18 protein-coding genes are annotated in these 18,101 nt (G+C 61.6%); 5 read left to right on the forward strand and 13 right to left on the reverse strand.

Annotated elements, in window-relative coordinates; all coding sequences use genetic code 11:
- Position 1: 1 nt before the first annotated feature.
- From ilvN to OO730_RS00400, 3 genes are all read left to right on the forward strand, one after another.
- The gene (gene ilvN, locus OO730_RS00390; RefSeq protein ID WP_264982602.1) at positions 2-493 is read left to right on the forward strand and encodes an acetolactate synthase small subunit; all 492 of its coding nucleotides are present in this window, start codon (positions 2-4) and stop codon (positions 491-493) included.
- Positions 494-614: 121 nt separating this feature from the next.
- Complete coding sequence (ilvC, locus tag OO730_RS00395) at positions 615-1,604, forward strand: ketol-acid reductoisomerase (RefSeq protein ID WP_264982603.1); 990 nt, start codon at positions 615-617, stop codon at positions 1,602-1,604.
- A gap of 178 nt (positions 1,605-1,782) precedes the next feature.
- Positions 1,783-2,349 (forward strand): DUF2179 domain-containing protein, encoded by a 567-nt coding sequence (locus OO730_RS00400; protein WP_264982604.1) that lies wholly within the window; start codon positions 1,783-1,785, stop codon positions 2,347-2,349.
- A gap of 36 nt (positions 2,350-2,385) precedes the next feature.
- Here the strand turns inward: OO730_RS00400 and OO730_RS00405 are convergent, their stop codons facing one another.
- From OO730_RS00405 to OO730_RS00465, 13 genes are all read right to left on the reverse strand, one after another.
- The gene (locus OO730_RS00405) at positions 2,386-2,952 is read right to left on the reverse strand and encodes a chalcone isomerase family protein (RefSeq protein ID WP_264982605.1); all 567 of its coding nucleotides are present in this window, start codon (positions 2,950-2,952) and stop codon (positions 2,386-2,388) included.
- A gap of 10 nt (positions 2,953-2,962) precedes the next feature.
- Positions 2,963-3,829 carry an alpha/beta fold hydrolase gene (locus tag OO730_RS00410; protein WP_264982606.1) on the reverse strand — a complete coding sequence of 289 codons (867 nt, stop codon included), beginning with the start codon at positions 3,827-3,829 and terminating at the stop codon, positions 2,963-2,965.
- A 4-nt stretch (positions 3,830-3,833) separates the two neighbouring features.
- Positions 3,834-4,235 (reverse strand): tRNA (N6-threonylcarbamoyladenosine(37)-N6)-methyltransferase TrmO, encoded by a 402-nt coding sequence (gene tsaA, locus OO730_RS00415; RefSeq protein WP_264982607.1) that lies wholly within the window; start codon positions 4,233-4,235, stop codon positions 3,834-3,836.
- Between the two features lie 11 nt (positions 4,236-4,246).
- Positions 4,247-5,194 carry a thiamine-phosphate kinase gene (gene thiL / locus OO730_RS00420; protein WP_264982608.1) on the reverse strand — a complete coding sequence of 316 codons (948 nt, stop codon included), beginning with the start codon at positions 5,192-5,194 and terminating at the stop codon, positions 4,247-4,249.
- 19 nt (positions 5,195-5,213) lie between these two features.
- Positions 5,214-7,355 (reverse strand): ATP-dependent helicase, encoded by a 2,142-nt coding sequence (locus OO730_RS00425; RefSeq protein WP_264982609.1) that lies wholly within the window; start codon positions 7,353-7,355, stop codon positions 5,214-5,216.
- Complete coding sequence (locus OO730_RS00430; protein WP_264982610.1) at positions 7,356-8,654, reverse strand: alkaline phosphatase family protein; 1,299 nt, start codon at positions 8,652-8,654, stop codon at positions 7,356-7,358.
- A 3-nt stretch (positions 8,655-8,657) separates the two neighbouring features.
- Entirely contained in the window at positions 8,658-9,539 is an 882-nt protein-coding gene (locus OO730_RS00435) for a DUF2156 domain-containing protein (protein ID WP_264982611.1), read from the reverse strand.
- 9 nt (positions 9,540-9,548) lie between these two features.
- A complete protein-coding gene (locus tag OO730_RS00440) occupies positions 9,549-10,937 on the reverse strand; it encodes an MATE family efflux transporter (RefSeq protein WP_264982612.1) in 1,389 nt (462 codons plus the stop codon).
- Between the two features lie 127 nt (positions 10,938-11,064).
- Complete coding sequence (locus OO730_RS00445; RefSeq protein WP_264982613.1) at positions 11,065-11,781, reverse strand: energy-coupling factor ABC transporter ATP-binding protein; 717 nt, start codon at positions 11,779-11,781, stop codon at positions 11,065-11,067.
- Positions 11,778-12,548 carry a cobalt ECF transporter T component CbiQ gene (gene cbiQ, locus OO730_RS00450; RefSeq protein WP_264982614.1) on the reverse strand — a complete coding sequence of 257 codons (771 nt, stop codon included), beginning with the start codon at positions 12,546-12,548 and terminating at the stop codon, positions 11,778-11,780. Before cbiQ ends, OO730_RS00445 begins: the two co-directional genes overlap by 4 nt.
- An 81-nt stretch (positions 12,549-12,629) precedes the next feature.
- Entirely contained in the window at positions 12,630-13,190 is a 561-nt protein-coding gene (locus tag OO730_RS00455; protein ID WP_264982615.1) for an HD domain-containing protein, read from the reverse strand.
- A 99-nt stretch (positions 13,191-13,289) separates the two neighbouring features.
- Positions 13,290-14,252 carry an ABC transporter ATP-binding protein gene (locus OO730_RS00460; RefSeq protein ID WP_264982616.1) on the reverse strand — a complete coding sequence of 321 codons (963 nt, stop codon included), beginning with the start codon at positions 14,250-14,252 and terminating at the stop codon, positions 13,290-13,292.
- 4 nt (positions 14,253-14,256) lie between these two features.
- On the reverse strand, positions 14,257-15,228 hold the full coding sequence (locus OO730_RS00465; RefSeq protein WP_264982617.1) for an ABC transporter ATP-binding protein: 972 nt from the start codon (positions 15,226-15,228) through the stop codon (positions 14,257-14,259).
- Positions 15,229-15,297: 69 nt separating this feature from the next.
- Here OO730_RS00465 and trmFO point away from each other — a divergent pair, with 69 nt between their 5' ends.
- Both trmFO and OO730_RS00475 read left to right on the forward strand, forming a co-directional pair.
- Entirely contained in the window at positions 15,298-16,626 is a 1,329-nt protein-coding gene (gene trmFO / locus OO730_RS00470) for a methylenetetrahydrofolate--tRNA-(uracil(54)-C(5))-methyltransferase (FADH(2)-oxidizing) TrmFO (protein WP_264982618.1), read from the forward strand.
- Positions 16,627-16,745: 119 nt separating this feature from the next.
- The gene (locus OO730_RS00475) at positions 16,746-18,050 is read left to right on the forward strand and encodes an O-acetylhomoserine aminocarboxypropyltransferase/cysteine synthase family protein (protein WP_264982619.1); all 1,305 of its coding nucleotides are present in this window, start codon (positions 16,746-16,748) and stop codon (positions 18,048-18,050) included.
- The last annotated feature ends 51 nt before the right edge of the window (positions 18,051-18,101 follow it).

Here is an 18,101-nt window from a genome sequence, read left to right on the forward strand (position 1 = left end):
CATGAGCAAGCACACACTTTCCGTCATGGTCGAAAATGAGCCGGGTGTCCTGTCCCGCGTGGCCGGGCTCTTTTCCGGGCGCGGATTCAATATCATGTCCCTGAACGTGGCCCCGACCCTGGAGAAGGGCGTTTCCCTCATGACCATCGTTGCCGAAGGCGACGACGCCATCATCGAGCAGATCGTCAAACAGCTTCGCAAGCTGATCCCCACCATAAAGGTCAAGGATCTCACCGAATTGAAGTCGGTTGAGCGGGAAATGGTGTTGGTCAAGGTCAACGCCGAGGATTCCAAACGGGCCGAGATCCTGCGTATTGTTGACATCTTCAGGTGCAAGGTAGTAGATGTCTCCGCCGACGAGTTGACCATCGAGATCACGGGAGACCAGGGAAAGATCGGCGCGATCGTCAACCTGCTCACCCGTTTCGGCATCAAGGAAATCGCCCGTACCGGAAACGTTGCCATGCAGCGTTCCATGCAGATCGACCTATAATCGGCAATCACGCAACCAACCGGGCCTGGGACAACCGTCCCTTGGCCCGGGTCTTTTGCTTGTTAATATAATTCAGTAGATTGCGGCCCATCGGGGCAAAACATAGTGAGGAGAGATTCCCATGAAAGTGTATTATGAGAAAGATGCTGACCTGAGCCTGCTCAAGGACAAAACCGTTGCCGTTGTCGGCTACGGCAGCCAGGGCCACGCCCATGCGCAGAACCTGCGTGACTCCGGCGTCAACGTCATCGTGGCCCAGCGTCCCGGTGGCCCGAACTATGATCTGGCCAAGGAACACGGCTTCGAGCCCATGTCCGTTGCCGAGGCTTCCAAGCAGGCCGACATGATCATGATCCTGCTGCCCGACCAGTATCAGGCGGACGTCTTCCGCAGCGAGATTCTCCCGTACCTCGAAGAGGGCAACGTGATCGCCTTCGGTCACGGCTTCAACGTCCATTTTCAGCAGATCGTGCCTCCCAAGGGCGTGGACTGCGTCATGATCGCCCCCAAGGGCCCCGGCCACCTCGTGCGCCGCACCTTCACCGAGGGCGGAGCCGTCCCCTGCCTCGCCGCCGTGGCCGTTGACGCCTCCGGAAAGGCCATGGACATCGCGCTCGCCTATGCAAAGGGCATCGGCGGCACCCGTTCCGGCGTTATCGAGACCACCTTCAAGGAAGAGACCGAGACCGACCTGTTCGGTGAGCAGGCCGTGCTCTGCGGCGGTCTGACCGCGCTTTGCAAGGCCGGGTTCGATACCCTGGTGGAAGCGGGCTATCAGCCCGAGGTCGCCTACTTCGAGTGCCTGCACGAGCTCAAGCTGATCATCGACCTCATGTACGAGGGCGGCATGGCCAAGATGCGTTACTCCATCTCCGACACCGCCGAGTACGGCGACTACGTCACCGGCCCGCGCATCATCACCGACGAGACCCGCGAGGAAATGCGCCGCGTGCTCAAAGACATCCAGACCGGCAGGTTTGCCCGCGACTTCATCCTGGACAACAAGGCCGGACAGGTTGAACTCAAGACCATGCGCCGCATCGGCGCGGAATCCCAGATCGAGGAAGTCGGCGGTCGTCTGCGCGAAATGATGAGCTGGCTCAAGAAATAGCTCGTTCGACAGAGATATATGGGACGGCCCGCGCCAGCATTGCTGGCGCGGGCCGTTTTTTATTTTTTGCCCCCGGACGCCGGAGGCATAAATAATTGTCGTTTTTTCCGCTTGACCCGGTCGGGAAACATCTATAAATCTCGCTCTCCAAATCGGATATTGAGGGATTGTTATGAATATGGATGTCTTGTTTTTCGGGGTACTTATATTCCTTGCCGAGGTTGCCGTGCTGACTCTGGGCACGGTCCGGACCATGGTCACCGTGCTCGGCGAGTCCAGAGCGGCCTTTGCGCTCGGCTGCCTTGAGATGACGTTGTGGATTTTCGGCACCTCGGCGGTCATGCTCAAGGTGGGCGAAGAGCCGTTCCTCGGCGTGTGCTACGCCATGGGATTTGCCGTGGGCAACGTGGTCGGCATCCTGGCCGAGAAGAAGCTGGCCCTGGGCAATGTCGTGGTGCGCATCATCAGCGCGTTTCACGGCGCGGAGATCGCCCGGGCGGTCCGTTGCGCCGGGTTTATGATCACCACAGTGGCGGGCGAGGCCGCAGACGGTCCGGTCACGGTCCAGTTCGTGGTCTGCAAGCGCAAGGACATGAAGGACGTGCTGCGCGTCGCCCGGGGCGTTGACCCGGAGTTGTTCTACACCTTCGAGACCGCAGGCGGGGCCAGTTCCATTCACAGTCCGTCGGGCAGCCGGGTCGACAAGCTGCTCGGACCGATCAAGAAGGTCGTTCCCCAGATTTAACGAAAAAGCCCGGCTCATGGAGCCGGGCTTTTTCATCTACTGTCCGAGCAGTGCTTTCTTGAAGCTCTTGCCCGGTCCGGGCTTGGGGCCGATCCATGTTGCCAGGATGGCGTCCGCGAATTCCTTGCCGGGAATGGCGCCCTTGTTCATTCCCTTGACCATGACGGTGGTGCCCGCGCCGGGTTCGTAGGAAAAGGACATGGCCTCGCCGTCCTTTATGTCTTCCATCATGGACGCCAATTGTTCGAATTGGGCCGTCAGTTCCGGGGTGACCGGCTCAATGTTGTCCTGCAACCCCTCCATCCACGCATCGTTGATCTTTTTGGCCTCCACGTCGTGCACAAAGTGCATGACCATGAGCCGCGCCGAGTCCTTGCTCAGGATAGTTGCCGGATCAGAGGCTTTTTCGGCCAGGTAGAGGCCCGCCACATAGACGTCCACAAAGAATTTTTCGCGCAGGGCGATGCCGTTGAGCATCACCATGTTGGTGCCGACGAATTGGGAATCTAGCAGGGTCACGCCCGCCTCTTCGGCGGACAGGGCTGGCACGGCCATGGAGATGGTGAGGATCAGGGCGGCAAGTCCGGTGGTCAGCAATTTCATGGGTTCCTCCTCAGGAGTCCGGTTGGGTCAGGAAACTGGTCAGGGTCTCGTTGAAATCATCCGCCTGCTCATAAAAGGGTAAATGGCCGCTTTTGTCCAGAATGGCGAATCGGGAACCGGGCACGGAACCGGCCACGTATCGTCCGGTGGAGGGGCCGAAGCACATGTGCCGGGAGCGCCCGTAGAGGACCAGCGCGGGCACGGTTACCGTGGGCAGCACCCCCGTGTAGTCACGCTGCGCATAGTCTTCGTAGATGCTTGACGCCACACTGGTCGGAATCTTCAACTGCTCCCTTTTCATCCATTTCAGGCAGTGGTGCGGGGCCTGGCCTGCCAGGAACATGGCGTTGACGAACCGGTCGGCAAACCCTTCCCGGTCCTCGGCCATGGCGGCGAGGTCGTCGTTCATGGCCTGGACGCTGTGGCCGTGGCATTTGTGCATGTTCCACGCTGCGGGCGACATGGGATAGGGCGCGGTTTCCACCAATCCCAGTGCGGAGACCTTGTCCGCGCCATACTGTTGCCAGTATTCCAGGACCACGGAGCCGCCCATGGACCAGCCCAGAAGCAGGGCGTTCTTGAGCCTGAGCGCCGAGATGACCTCGCGCACGTCCGTGGCGTATCGGGGAACTGTGTGGCCGCGAGGCGTGGTCTGGGACCGTCCGTGGCCGCGCAGGTCCAGGGTGACGACCTGGAAGGTGTCGGAAAGCACGTCCTGGCGACGCCAGAAAAGCGAGCTCATGGTCCAGCCGTGGACCATGATCACGGGGCGGCCCGTGCCGCGCACGTTCACCCAGAGGCGCACGCCGTCCGTGGTCTGCACCCACCCGGCAACGTGGTTGTCGCCGTGGGTCTCTACGGCCTCGAAAAGGTCCATCGGGCTACTTTCCCTTTGGTTTCGGCTTGATGTCGATGACAGGCGTGCCGTCGATGGCCTCCAGGGGTTCCACATCCAGGGTCAGACCCTCCAGGGCCACCAGGGTGACGCGGTGCAGGCCGATGGGGTTGGGCCGGGCCGGGGAGCGGGTGGAGAAGACTCCGCGCCGCGGCACGTTCTTGTTTCCGCGCGGATGGACCATGAGCACGTCGCGGTCGGCCTTGTGGAACCAGGTGAAGATCTCCAGCTTATCGCCCGGTTTCATGGAATCGAGTCCCTGGGCGTATTTCGGGTCCAGTTCGATGCGGGCGCGCACGGCTCCCGGTTCGGTTTCCATTTTCGGAGCCGTGGTGATGTCCTTGATGGACGAGCGGATCGTGCCGATGAAGACGAGCTGGTTATCCATGATGCCTCCGGTTATTGACTGAAATGGTCGAATCCCTCCGCCGTGAACGGCTGTCCGTTCAGGGTGATGCCCGGCGTCCTGGTCACCGTGCCGATGCGGGTGAAGCCGGGCACGGATTCCGCCTTGCCCGCTTCGAACGGGGAGACCGCGCCGAGCAGGGCATAGTCCTCGCCGCCGAGTACGGCGAATTCAACGGGGTCGATGCCGATGGTTTCGGCAAAGGTGATGACGTTGCTGTTGAGCATGGACGCGTCAAGCGTCAGATCCGCGCCCAGATCCGGACCCAAGAGCCGGGGCAGGTCCCGTGCCAGGCCGTCGGAAACATCCATGAGCGCTTTGACGCCGGCAGCGTTCAGCAGGGTGCCGATCATGATTTTCGGTTTCGGACGCAAATGGGCCATGACGGCGGCGGGCAGGGTCTCTCTCGCTTTTTCCCCCACAGCTTCCAGGCTCATCATCCCGGCGCGGGCCAGGCCGATGTCGCCGATGGTGAACAGGATGTCGCCGTAGGAGCAGTTTCCGCGCCTGATAAAGCCGGTGGAGCCGCTCACGCCGAAAATGGAGATGGACACGCCTATCCTGTCCGCGCGGCTCAGGTCCCCGCCTGCCAGCACGATGTCGTTTTGCCGGGCGAGCATGGACATGGACTTGAGGAATTCGCGCCAGAAATCGTCGTCCACGTCCGCCGGGGCCATCAGGTCCATGGTGAAGGCCACGGGCTTGGCCCCCATGGCCGCGATGTCGGAGATGTTTACGGCCAGGGCCTTGTAGCCGATGTCGGCGGGGGAGAAATAGTCGCGCCGGAAATGGACGTCTTCCAGAAAGAGGTCCGAGGACACGCAGTAGTCCTTGTCGGCCTTGAGCACCGCGCAGTCGTCGCCGCGCCCGAGGACGAGGAAATCGTGCTTGTTGGGAAAGAACTCGTCGATGAATCCGAGGAAGGCTTCTTCGCTTTTCATATCTGTCTCTCTGTGGCTTTTATAATAATTCCAGGTAGTCCCCGATGATGACCTTGAGGCCGAAGCCGGGGAAGTTGACCCTGTACTTGTTCGGTTCGATAAAGGCGACGATCTTGCCCTTGCCGAAAATCTTGTGCTTGCAAAAGCCCAGCTTTCTGGGGTCGACCTTGGGGCCGCTCGGGGCCGCCTCTTCCATCAGGGTATCGGTGGACGGTTCGGGCAGGGACACGACCTGTTTGCGGCGTTGCTCCAGCCCGCCGCCGTAGGACTCGTTGAGCCGATCATATACCGTCTCGGGCAGTTCGGTCACGAACGGACTGGGCAGTGTGGGTTCGGACATGCCGGAGGCCCGGTTGAAGACCGAACTGGGCACGAGCAGGGTGAGATGTTCCTTGGCCCGGGTGCAGGCCACGTACATGAGGCGGCGCTCCTCTTCCAGGTCCTCGGCGCGCTGCATGGCCCTGCGTGACGGGAACCGGTCCTCCACCAGGTCGATGATGATGACCGCCGACCATTCCAGTCCCTTTGCCGAGTGGACCGTGGACAGGACTACCGCGTTTTCCTTGCGCTTTTCATCGTCCGGGTCGCCGTCCAGGCTGAGATCGCCGATGAACGTCTCCATGTCCGAATACCCGGCGGCGATCTGGGAAAGCTGTTCCAGTCCGGCCTGTCGCTTGGGGTAGTCGTCCGGGTATTTCTCCATGAGGATCGGCTGGTAATAGACGAGCAGCGATTCGAGGACGGCTCCGGGCTTGGGCGGCTGGGAGCGCAGCTTGTCCAGTTCCACCAGCAGCTCCCTGAGCGCTTCGTGCTTGCCGACCATCTTGGTCAGGTACTTTTCGCTCTTTCCGTCCTTGGTGTGCATGGCCGCATATATCTTGGCCACTGTCTTGGGGCCAACGCCCTTGATGTGGTCCATGGCCCGCTGCCAGGCAAGCAGGTCGTGCGGGTTGAGCACCAGCCGGATCATGGAAAGCACGTCCTTGATGTGCGCGGCCTCGTGGAAGCGGATGCCGCCGAATTTCTGGTAGTCGATGCCGATGCGCGTCAGCGCGACTTCCAGGGAAAAGGACTGGTAGCCCGCCCGGAAGAGCACGGCGATGTCGTGGAGCAGGTATTTCTTCTGAAACTTGAGAATCTGGTCCACCACCAGCCGGGCCTGGGTCTGATCGGAGAGCGGGTGGATCACCTGCGGCAGCTTGTCGCTTTTCAGGTCGGAGTAGAGGTTCTTGTCGAACCGGGCGGTCGCGCCCTGCAGGATTTCGTTGGTCAGGTCGAGGATGGGCTGCACGGACCGGTAGTTCTTTTCCAGTCGGACGATCTTGGTGCCTTCGAAAATCTTGGGAAACTCGAGTATATTGGCGACATTGGCGCCGCGAAAGGCGTAGATGGACTGGGCGTCGTCGCCCACGGCCATGACGTTGCCTTTGGTCCCGGCCAGGTGCCTGACTATGCGCGCCTGGACCAGGTTGGTGTCCTGGTACTCGTCCACCATGATGTATTTGTATCGGGTCTGGAGTTGGTTTCTGAGCGGTTCGTTCTTTTCCAGCAGCTCGTCCAGGAGAAAGAGCAGGTCATCATAGTCCATCAGGGCGTGCTGACGCTTGAACTTGGCGTACCCGTCCGAAATTTCGGTAAAATCGTCCAGATAGGGATTCAGGTGGTACGCTTCGCGTTCCAGCACGGCGTCGATGGTCAGCTCCTTGTTGCGCGACTTGGTGATGACGTCCATCAGGGTCGCCTTCTTGGGGTAGGAGCGATCCCCCTTGCCGAGCTTGAGGTCGTCCTTGACCGACTTGCAGATGTTTTCGGAGTCCGCCCGGTCCATGAGGGTGAACCCGCCCTCAAAGCCGATGTCCATGGCGTTGGCGCGCAGGGTGGCGTAGGCGAACGAGTGGAAGGTGCCGCCGGATGTTCCGTGCAGTGAGCGGCCGAGGATGGCCTCGGCGCGGGCCAGCATTTCCTGGGCGGCCTTGCGGGTGAACGTCAGGAGGAGGATCTGGGCCGGGTCCACGCCCTGCTGCACCAAGTGGGCGAGGCGGTAGACGATGGTCCGGGTCTTGCCCGATCCCGCACCGGCGATGACCAGCACGGGGCCTTCGGTGGCGGTCACGGCTTCCAGTTGGGCCTCGTTCAGTTCGTGGGCGAAATCGATGCTCATTTATTCCGTTATGGCAAAATGGTGTAAAATGGTCCGACCAATATCGCGCATGCGGTCGGGGCGGGTGCCGAGGGTGTCAATGAAAATGGCTCCGTTCACCGTATGTGTCCCGGTCCGTCCATGCAAACCAAAAATGTCGTTGCGGTCGGATTTGGCCTTGAGATCAAAGCCGGGCCGGGGTTGGCAGACGATGTCCGGCACTTGGTCAGAGGTCGCACCGGGGTAAATGTCGCAGCCAAGGTGAACGGCTTCCATGACCGGCTCGTTCTCATAGGTCAGGCGGGCCAACCTTTCGGCGATCTGCACCGTGAGGGCCTGCATGTCCCGGTTGAGGACCTGTCCGCGCCGGAACCTGTCCCGCGCATGGATGTAGATGCGGCCGGGATCGAGGGCGAAGGCCTTTGACTCGGCGGAAATCATCGACATGTCCCATTCGTCGGCGGGTTGACCGCCGAAGAAGAGGAGCCCTTGCTTCCTGAGCCAGGTGTTGAGGCAGACCTCGGTCCTGATCTCCGTGAACCCGTGATCGGCCATGACCAGCAGCCGTTTGGGGTCGGGGAGCGCGTCGTAGCGGGCCAGGAATCGGCCCAGCGCAACGTCCCAGTCGGCCAGGAAGCGCATGCAGTCCAGGTGGTGCGGATGGCCGGGGTGGACCACCGCGTCCATGAAAAAGTGAAAGAGCCGGTCGGTCTCGGTGAAGACGTGCACGAACAGGTCCCAGCCCAGGTCGGGCCAGAGCATGTCCAGGGCCGACAGTCGGGAGCTCAGGGTGTTGCGCAGCTCGCTCAACAGATAATCGAGGTCGGCGCGGCCCCGGTTGGTGTCCGCTTCCAGCTTGTAGCCCGCCTCAAGGAGCTTGCCGCACAGGAAGGGCGGGTAGGCGGCCTGCTCCATGTCGTGGGACACGAATCCGGAAACGCCCATGCCGCGGAAGGGCCGTACCGGGTAGGTGTTGGGCAGGTTGACGAAACGGGAGACCAGGCCGTTTTCCCCCAGCCGGTCGAACACCGTGGGACAGGCCACGTCTTCGAAGTCGGTGATCCGCAGTGCGTAGGTCTCCGGATCGATGCGGGAGAAGCCGAACACGCCGTGCCTTTCCGGTCCGTTCCCGGTGAAGAAGGCGGTCCAGTTGACCGGGGACAGCTCGGGAATCTCGGCGCGGACGGTGGTCGCGTTTCGGGCGATGCGGCCCAGGTTCGGCAGCGATGCGCCCAGGGTGCGGGCGAGGTCAAGCGGCAGCCCGTCCAGTCCGAGGACGACCAGTCGTTTTCGCGGTACCGAGTCGAGCAGCAGTGACATAACCTATAGGATTGTTGCCTCGAACTTTTTCAGGAAGAATACGGGGTTGTAGGACAACTTAGCCTTGCGCAGCCCCTCGTCTCCCAGGTCCTGTTCGCGGTTGACGTTGGTATATTCGGCGGCCTCGTTTTCCAGGAACATCTGGTTGATGGCCTGGTAGACGCCCTTGTAGCGTATGTCGCCCTTTTCAAAGTGGATGACCAGGGAGTCCTCGCACAGGGGTTCGGCGACGGTGTAGGCGATGACCTTGCCGTCCACCCGCAGGGTCGCGCCCATGAGCCCGCAGATCTGGTCGATGTTGTGCAGCACGCGGGTGATGGCGTGGTTTTCCGCCTTGAGGGCCTCGGACGGGTTGTTTTCCTCGTACCACTTGTACCATTCGTCCTGCATCTCGAGGACTTCCTCGACGCACTCCGGGGCCATGGGTTCGTACTGGTAGAGGTAGTTTTTCTTGAACTGGTTGAGCAGGTTTTTTTTCTTGTGGAATTTCTTGCCCTTGAGGGAGATCAATTCCTCGACGGCGTAGATGTAGTCCCAGTGCTCGCGGCTTTCCTCTATGACGATGTTGTTGCCGAAGGCGATGGACCACATGCGGGTCAGGGCTTCGGGCACGCGGATGAAGCGTCCCGTTTCGCGCATGGCCCCGCAGGATGCCCAATTGTAGTTCTCCCAGGGGCCCACGGGAGCCCAGTAGACCGTCTCGGGCTTGGTCTGGCGGATGAAGCACAACCCCTTGTTGAACGCCCACTCCAGGCCGTAGTGGTCCGCCCAGCCGTAGACGTTTGCGAACGAAAAGTCGCTGGTCATGAGTTGGGGGCACCCTTCGAGGGAGTCGTGATATTCCTTTTGCCTGTCGAGGCTGATCGGTTCGAAAGTCAAAGACATGAGGAATCCTTATCGGGTATGGCCGTTTCGGCTTTTGACCATAGCGAAACGTTGCCAGTTTTTGAAGGTGAAGACATAGAACAGAACCGAGGACTGGACGATCTGGGAGGCGAACATGGCGATCCAGATACCCTCGGCGTTCTGCAGGAACAGATGCCCGAGGCCGTATGCCAGCGGCAGCCGGATGCCCCAGGTGGCCGCACCCATTATGACCATGTTGAGCAGGGTCGCCCCGGCTCCGTTGAATACCCCGGCCAGGATCATGGAGGTCAGGGTGAATGGGATGGCCAGCATATTCCACTTCAGATAGTTCACGGCCTGTGCGGCCACGGCCGCGTCGCGCGTGAGCAGGTCCACCCACGGCCCGATGAACTGCCAGACCGCGATGGCAAAAATCGAAATGGAAATCAGCCCGATGCGCAGGATGCGGAAGCCGAATTTCCTGGCTTCTTCGGGTTGGCGCGCACCGAGATAATGGCCGATGAGGATGGATGCGGTCATGTTGAAGGCAAAGGCGGGAAGGAAGAGCAGGGCTTCGATGCGCAGGCCGATGGCCATGCCTGCCAGGGCGTTCACCGGGTTCCAGGGCAGGCTGGCGGTGATGGCGTACAGGAAGAGATACCCGGACTGCCAGACGATCTGCATCAGGCCGGACGGCCAGGCAACCTTGATCAGGTAGGGCAGCGCCCGTTTCACCCATCTCCAGGGCGCGAAACTGTCGCGACGGAGCACGCCCTGCCGGGAGAGGACGAAAAGGTTGAGCATGGCGCCGGCGGATACGGAGCCGAAGGTGGCCCAGGCCAGCCCCTTGAAGCCGATGTTCGGCATGCCCCACCAGCCCAGGCCCAGGCCCAGGTCGAGCACGGTGTTCAGCGCGGTGACCAGGATCATGGAATAGAGCGGGTACATGACCTGCTTGCGCGCCCGGAAGATGGCGTTGGTGATGAGCAGTATGTAGTAGGGCAGCAGCAGGACCAGGTAGACTTCAAGGAAATATTCGGTAACGGGCCGCATCTTCTCCGGCACCTGGAGGGCCGCCAGCAGGAGCTGCTTGAGCGGCAGCCCGGCAACGGTGAATGCGCCGCCCAGCAGGACGGCCAGGATCAGACAGAGCCCGACATAGCGCTTGACGCGCATGAACAGCCCCGCGCCGAGGGACTGGCTGATGGCGGCCACTGCGCCGTTGGCCACGGCCATGGCCACGACCAGCAGGAAGAACAGTGATTGGGAGATGATGCCCAGGGACGCCTGGACCTCGCGGTCGATGTACCCGGCCACCCAGACGTCGGCCATGCCGATGAGAAAATGGAACAGCATCATCAGGAGCTGGGGCCAGGCCAGGGTCCAGATGGTGCGGTACGGCGCGCGCGACATGTCGGCTGTGAGGTCTCTGGGCATCGGTTGAACGGGAGGTTTCAGGCAAGCCGGGATTGGCGGGCCGGAAAAGAGTATAGGACTTTATCCAGCAATGCCAAGAGGGGCACGGATATTTCTTTGGTGTGCAGGAGTGTTGCGCAGGCAGAGGTCAGTGCTGGTGCGGTACGTCGCCTTCCTCGTGCACGTGGATATGGGTATGCGGCTTGAGTTCGCCCGGGCGGATTTTTCCGTCGCGCATGGCGATCAGCCTGTCTGCCGTTTCGGACAGAAAATCCATGTCGTGGGAGACCACGAGCCGGGCCATGTCCAGGTTGGCGAGGATACCGGCCAGCCGGTCCTTGGCCTCGGGCGAGAGCCCCGTGGTGGGCTCGTCGAGCACCAGCACCTCGGGCTGCATGGCCAGGACGGTGGCCAGGGCCACCAGCTTCTTTTCGCCGCCGGACAACCGGTGGGGTACGCGGTCACCGAAACCGGCCAGGCCTACGGTCTCCAGGGCCTCTGCGGCTCGTGCGGCGGCCTCTTCCTTGGTCAGCCCCTGGTTCAGAGGACCGAAGGCCACGTCGTCCAGCACGGTGGGGCAGAAGAGTTGGTCGTCGGAATTCTGGAACAGGAAGCCGATGCGCAGACGGGCCTGGTCGAATTCCTTGGCGTTGGTCATGGGGGTGCCGAAGAGCTTCACCTCTCCGCTGTCAGGGGCGATCAGTCCCATGAGGATGTGGAGCATGGTGGATTTGCCTGCGCCGTTGGGGCCGAACAGGCCGAGCTTTTCCCCCTCGTGCAGGTGGAAGGACAGACCGTCCAGGGTCGTGTCGCGGTCCGGGAAGGCGTAGCTGATGTCGATGAGTTCGATGACGGCGTGGCTCATAGCGCCCCCTTGCTGGTGAATTCGAGGTAGATGATGAACGCCGTGAAGAGCAGGCATGCGGCGAGGAATCCGTAATCCCGGGTCCGGGTCTCGAACCGGGCCAGGGAATAGAAGCGGCCCCGGAAGCCCCGGCAGCGCATGGCGTCGCGTACCCGTTCTGCCCGATCCCAGCTGCGGACCAGGAGCATTCCCACCAGCCAGGCGTAGGTTTGATAGGTGTGCCTGTTGGTCCGCGGCTTGAAGCCGCGTGCCCGCATCGCCTGGCGCATTGTCATGTATTCCTTGTGAATGACGAAGATGTAGCGGTAGGTGAAAAGCAGGATGTGACAGAGCTTGTCCGGGGCCTTGAGCCGTTGCATGGCAGGGCCGAGGTCCTGCACCGGGATAGAGCCGAGCAGGGCCATGAGCGCCAGGACGATCGCATTGGACTTCACCGTGATCAGCAGGGCCAGGTCGATGCCCTCCCTGGAGGCGTGAAGCGGCCCCAGGGACCAGAGCACGTCGCCCGGTTGGGAAAATGGCAGGAAGACCCACAGAAAGGCGATGAACACGTTGACCACGGCCAGCCGTTGCATGACCCGGATGAGATCAAGGCGGGCCATCTTCACCAGCAGAAGGCCGAAGGCAAATGCAAGCCACGCGGGCTGGGATGCGGTCAGCAGGGCGACCGGAACGGTGACCGCGACCCCGCTGGCGAGGCGGATGCGCGGATCAATGCGGTGTATGGAGGAATCGCCCGAGGCGAAGAGTGCGTCGTTGAAAGCCAAAAAATACTCCCTTTCCACTGAAATCACGCGATTTAAGTCAGGAAAGGGAGTAATACAAATGCGCTATTCGTGCAACCGGAACTATTGGTCGGCAAGCCCCACTTCCGGGGCGATGGGCACGATGGAGCCGATGGCGATTTGCAGGAATTCGCCCAGCTCCAGGCCGATCTTGTCGCATTCGCGGATACAGTCGCGGTTGACCGAAGCGGCGAACGCCTTGTCCTTCATTTTCTTTTTCAGGCTCTTGACCTTCATGCCGTCGATCTTGGTGGGCCGGACAAGGGCTCCGGCGTGGACCAATCCGGTAACGGTTTCGCCGCAGCGCAGGGCGAAGTCGAATTCGGTTTCCGCAGATTCGGCTCCGTTCATCTCGAAGGCGTGGCGGCGAATTGCGGCCAGGGCCTCGTCGGGGAGCTTGCCTTTGAGCATTTCTGCGGTGTCCAGGCCGTGGCGGCTTTCATTTTCCATGGTGGAATAGTCCAGGTCGTGCAGCAGGCCGGTGACGCCCCACAACTCTACGTCGCGACCGAGCTTGGCGGCCAGGCCGCGCATGACGGCCTCGGATTCCAGGCTGTGGTTGATCAGGTTGGGTTCCTTGATGTGTTCCTTGAGCAGGGTAAGTGCTTCATCGCGGCTAATCATGACGTATCCTTCGAGTTTGATTGAATGTATTGGCAATCATGCCCGAACAGGCATGGGCGGTCCAGTGACAGATACCCGGAAATTTCAGCGGTACAGGGGTCACTCCGAACCGTACAGCCAGCATGCGGTTTTGACGCCTGTGTCGAGCGGCATGAGGTTCGGGCGGCCCCGGCGGCACTTGTCGAACGCCTCGGGGCAGCGGGGGTGGAACGGGCAGCCTGACGGCGGGTTCATGGGCGAGGGCAGGTCGCCTGTCAACGCGATGCGTTCCGCCTGTCGGGTCGGGTCGGGCAACAGGACCGCCGAGAGCAGGGCCTTGGTGTAAGGGTGCTTGGGGTCGGCGAACAGGGTCTCGCTCGGTCCGATCTCCATGATCCGGCCCAGGTACATGACGGCCACGGTGTCCGAGATGTGGCTGACCACGGACAGGTCGTGGGAGATGAACACGTATGTCAGGTCGAACCGGGTCTGCAGATCCTTGAGCAAGCCGATGACTTGGGCCTGTACGGATACGTCCAGGGCGGACAGCGGCTCGTCGCAGACGACCAGGTCCGGGTCCAGGGCCAGTGTCCGGGCCACGGCCACACGCTGCCGCTGGCCTCCGGAAAATTCGTGGGGGTAGCGCTGCCCGTGCTCCTGGCGCAGGCCAACCAGGCGCAGGAGCTCGATGACCTTTTCCTTGCGTTCCTCTTTGGTGCCGATGTGGTGGATGTCCAGGCTCTCGCGGATGATGGAGCCGATCTTCTGGCGCGGGTTGAGGGAGGAGTATGGGTCCTGAAAGACCATCTGCATGTTGCGGCGGAGCTTTTTTTCATCCCATGAGGACAGGGAGCGGCCCTTGAACACCACTTCGCCGGAGGTCACGCTTTCCAGGCCCATTATGCACTTGGCGAGCGTGGATTTGCCGCATCCTGACTCGCCGACCAGCCCCAGGGTTTCGCCTTTGTTCACGGTCAGGCTGACACCGTCCACGGCGCGGACGGTTCCGGCCTGGAGGCCGAGCATGCCGCTTCGCACCTTGAAGTGCTTGGTGACGTTGATCAGTTCGAGCAAAGGGGGCATGGGCTTAGTCCTCGTAGAGCCAACAGCGGACCTGGCGGCCCGGTTTCGGCTCAAAGAGCGGGGGCAGCATGAGGGCGCATTTCTGAAATGATTTAGGGCAACGAGGGTGGAACCGGCACCCCTCGGGCAGGTCGAAAATGGACGGCACGATGCCGGGAATGGGGTTGAGGCGCGTCTTTTTGCCCAGCACTGGCACCGAGGCGAGCAGTCCCTGCGTGTACGGGTGCAGCGGTTCGGCGTACAGGCCGGCGGCGTCGGAGAACTCCACTATCTTGCCGGAATACATGACCGCCACCTTCTGCGCCATGCGCGCCACCACGCCGAGGTCATGGGTGATGAGCATGAGTGAGCCGTCCATGCGCTCCTTGAGTTCGTTCATCAGGTCGATGATCTGCGCCTGGATGGTCACATCCAGGGCCGTGGTCGGTTCGTCCGCGATGAGCAGGTCCGGGTTGCAGGCCAGGGCCATGGCTATCATGACCCGCTGGCGCATGCCGCCGGACAGCTCGTGCGGGTAGGACTTGACGATCTTGGCCGGATTGGGGATGCCCACCAGGTCGAGCGCCTCCACCGCTTTTTCCAGGGCCTGGGCCTTGCTGAATCCCTGGTGGAGCCTGAGCGGTTCCGCGATCTGGTCGTCCACCCGGAACACCGGGTTGAGCGCGGTCATGGGCTCCTGAAAGATCATGGAAATGTGATTGCCGCGAATTTCCATCAGCTCGCTGTCCGACAGGTCCAGGAGGTCTTGTCCCTTGAATGATATGGAACCTTCGGTGACGCGGCCCGGCGGATCGGGTACAAGACCGAGTATGGAAAGGGCGAGCACGGTCTTGCCGCAGCCGGATTCGCCCACCACGGCAAGGGTTTCTCCTTGCATTACGGAAAGGCTGACGGTATCCACCGCCTTGGCAATGCCCTGGTGGGAAGCAAAGCAGGTGGTCAGCTTGTGTATGTCGAGCAGAGGGCGTTGTGTCATGTATGATCCACAGGTTTGTCCGTATATACGGTATATCACGGCGAACGTAAACGATACCAAGGATATGAAATGGCGGAAGTAGCGATAATCGGCGGCGGATTGGCCGGATGCGACGCGGCCTGGCAACTGGCGCAGGCCGGGATTTCGGTCACGCTGTACGAGATGAAGCCGGAAAAGCGTTCCGAGGCCCACACCGAAGACGGCCTGGCCGAGCTGGTCTGCTCCAATTCCTTCCGCGCCACAGGGCCTGCGGCGGCCATCGGGCTGCTCAAGGAGGAGATGGAGGCGCTGGGCAGCCTGGTCATGGAGGCGGCTTTCGCCACGCAGGTGCCTGCCGGCGGAGCGCTTGCCGTAGATAGGGCGCTGTTCTCCGAGTACATCACCGGCAAAATCGAGTCCCACGAGAACATCACCGTGGTCCGCAAGGAGATCACTTCCCTTGATGCCGAGGAACTGTCGGGCAGGGACGCGGTGATCATAGCCGCCGGTCCCCTGGCTGGCGTGGACCTGACCGAAAGCCTGATGCAGACGGTGGGTGACGCGAGGTTGTATTTCTACGACGCCATCGCGCCCATTATCAGCGCCGATTCCGTTGATTACTCCAAGGCATTCTGGGGATCGCGCTGGAAGCCCGAGGATGACGACTATCTCAATTGTCCCATGGATGAGGACGAATACAAGGCGTTTGTCCAGGCCTTGCTCGACGGGGAGAAGGTCAAGCCCCGCGAGTTCGAGAAGGAAAAGCATTTCGAGGCCTGTCTGCCCGTTGAGGCAATGGCCGAGCGGGGTGAGATGACCCTGGCCTTCGGCCCTCTCAAGCCGGTCGGCTTCACGGACCCGAACACCGGGGAACGGCCGTTCGCCATTGTCCAGCTTCGGCTGGAAAACAAGGACCGGACCGCCTTCAACCTGGTGGGATTCCAGACCAAGCTCAAGTACCCGGAACAGAAACGCATCTTCCGCATGATCCCCGGTCTGGAGAACGCCGAATTCCTGCGGTTGGGCTCCATCCACCGCAACACCTACGTCAACGCGCCCCAGGCGTTGGACGAGACCCTGCAACTCAGGAAACGCCCCGGTTTCTATCTGGCGGGCCAGATCACCGGCGTGGAAGGGTATCTTGAATCTGCGGCCTGCGGGCTGTGGCTCGGCCTGTCTTTGGCGCATCGGCTGAACGGGCGGGAGGTGGCCGTGCCGCCGCGTGAAACCGCGCTGGGTGCGCTGCTCGGCCATCTGCGCACCGAACCGGACAAGGAGTTCCAGCCTTCCAACGTCAATTTCGGCCTCATGCCCGGCCTGGAAAAGAAGATGAAGAAGAAGCTCCGCAAGGAGGCCTACGGCATACGTGCCCAGGAGGTCTTTGCCGCCTGGATCGGGGAGGCCGGTCTCAAGGGCTGACCCGTCCATTCCCCCGACTGATGGCAATTATAACCAATTGCATTGGCTAACCCTCTTGCCAACGGGCCGTGGATGCCTCACTCTGTAACGGTCCGATACGAATTCTTAGGAGGCTGACCATGTCCGATAAGCGCTATGGTCCCCATACATTGGCCCTGCACGCCGGGCACACTCCCGACCCCACGGGGTCCCGCGCCGTGCCCATTCATCTGACCACGGCCTATCTTTTCAACGACACCGAGCACGCGGCCAATCTGTTCGCCCTGAAGGAGCCGGGGTACATCTACACCCGGCTCAACAACCCGACCACGGACGTGCTGGAAAAACGGCTGGCCGCCCTGCACGGCGGTGCCGGAGCCGTGGCCACGGCCTCGGGCATGGCCGCCATCTTCTACGCGGTGACCGCCGTCACCTCTGCCGGGCAGAACATTGTCACCGGTTCCAATCTCTATGGCGGCACGCAGACCCTGTTCGAATACACCCTGAAACGATTCGGCATCGAGGCCCGGTTCGTGGACTCGAGCGATCCGGCCAATTTTGAGGCCGCCATCGACGAGAATACCCGGTTGATTTACTCCGAGGCCATCGGCAACCCGCGTTGCAACGTTGACGACCTGCTGGGCATCGCCGGTGTGGCCCGCAGCCACGGCCTGCCGTTCATGCTCGATTGCACCGTGGCTCCGCCGCCCATTTTCAATGCCTTCGAATTCGGCTGCGATATAGCCCTGTATTCCTTGACCAAGATCATCGGCGGTCACGGTGTCGCAATGGGCGGGGCCATCGTGGAGAAGGGCGATTTCGACTGGGGGGCATCCGGGAGATATCCCGAGTTGACCGCTCCTGACCCGACCTACAACAACGTCAACCTGTGGGAGGCGCTCGGCGGCGGGTCAGGCAAACCGTGTCCGGTTTTCACTTCCAAGGTCCGCATCGGCCTCTTGCGCGACACGGGCGCGACCATCTCCCCGCAGAACAGCTTCCAGATCATCCAGGGCATGGAGACCCTGCCCCTGCGCGCCGCCCGGCACTGCGAGAACGCCCAGAAGGTGGCCGAGTTCCTGGAGACGCATTATGCCGTGGAATGGGTCAACTACGCCGGGCTGGCCAGCCACCCCGACAATGACCGGGCCAAGAACACCTTCCCCCTCGGACCGGGCGCGGTCTTCGGCTTCGGCGTCAAGGGCGGCCTGGAAGCGGGGCGCAAGTTCATCAATTCCGTTGAGTTGTGTTCCCACCTGGCGAACATCCTCGACGCCAAGACCCTGGTCATCCACCCGGCCTCCACCACACACGGCCAGTCTACCCCCGAGGAGCAGCTGGCCGCAGGCGTGCCTGAGGACCTCATCCGCATTTCCGTGGGACTTGAAGACGCCGAGGACATCATCGAGGACCTGGATAGGGCATTGTCCAGGGCGCAGTCATGATTCATTGCCGTATACACAATGCGAAAGGGCCGGAGACTGATTCTCCGGCCC

Origin of the sequence: Pseudodesulfovibrio portus (assembly GCF_026000375.1) — a bacterium.
Lineage (GTDB): Bacteria > Desulfobacterota > Desulfovibrionia > Desulfovibrionales > Desulfovibrionaceae > Pseudodesulfovibrio > Pseudodesulfovibrio portus.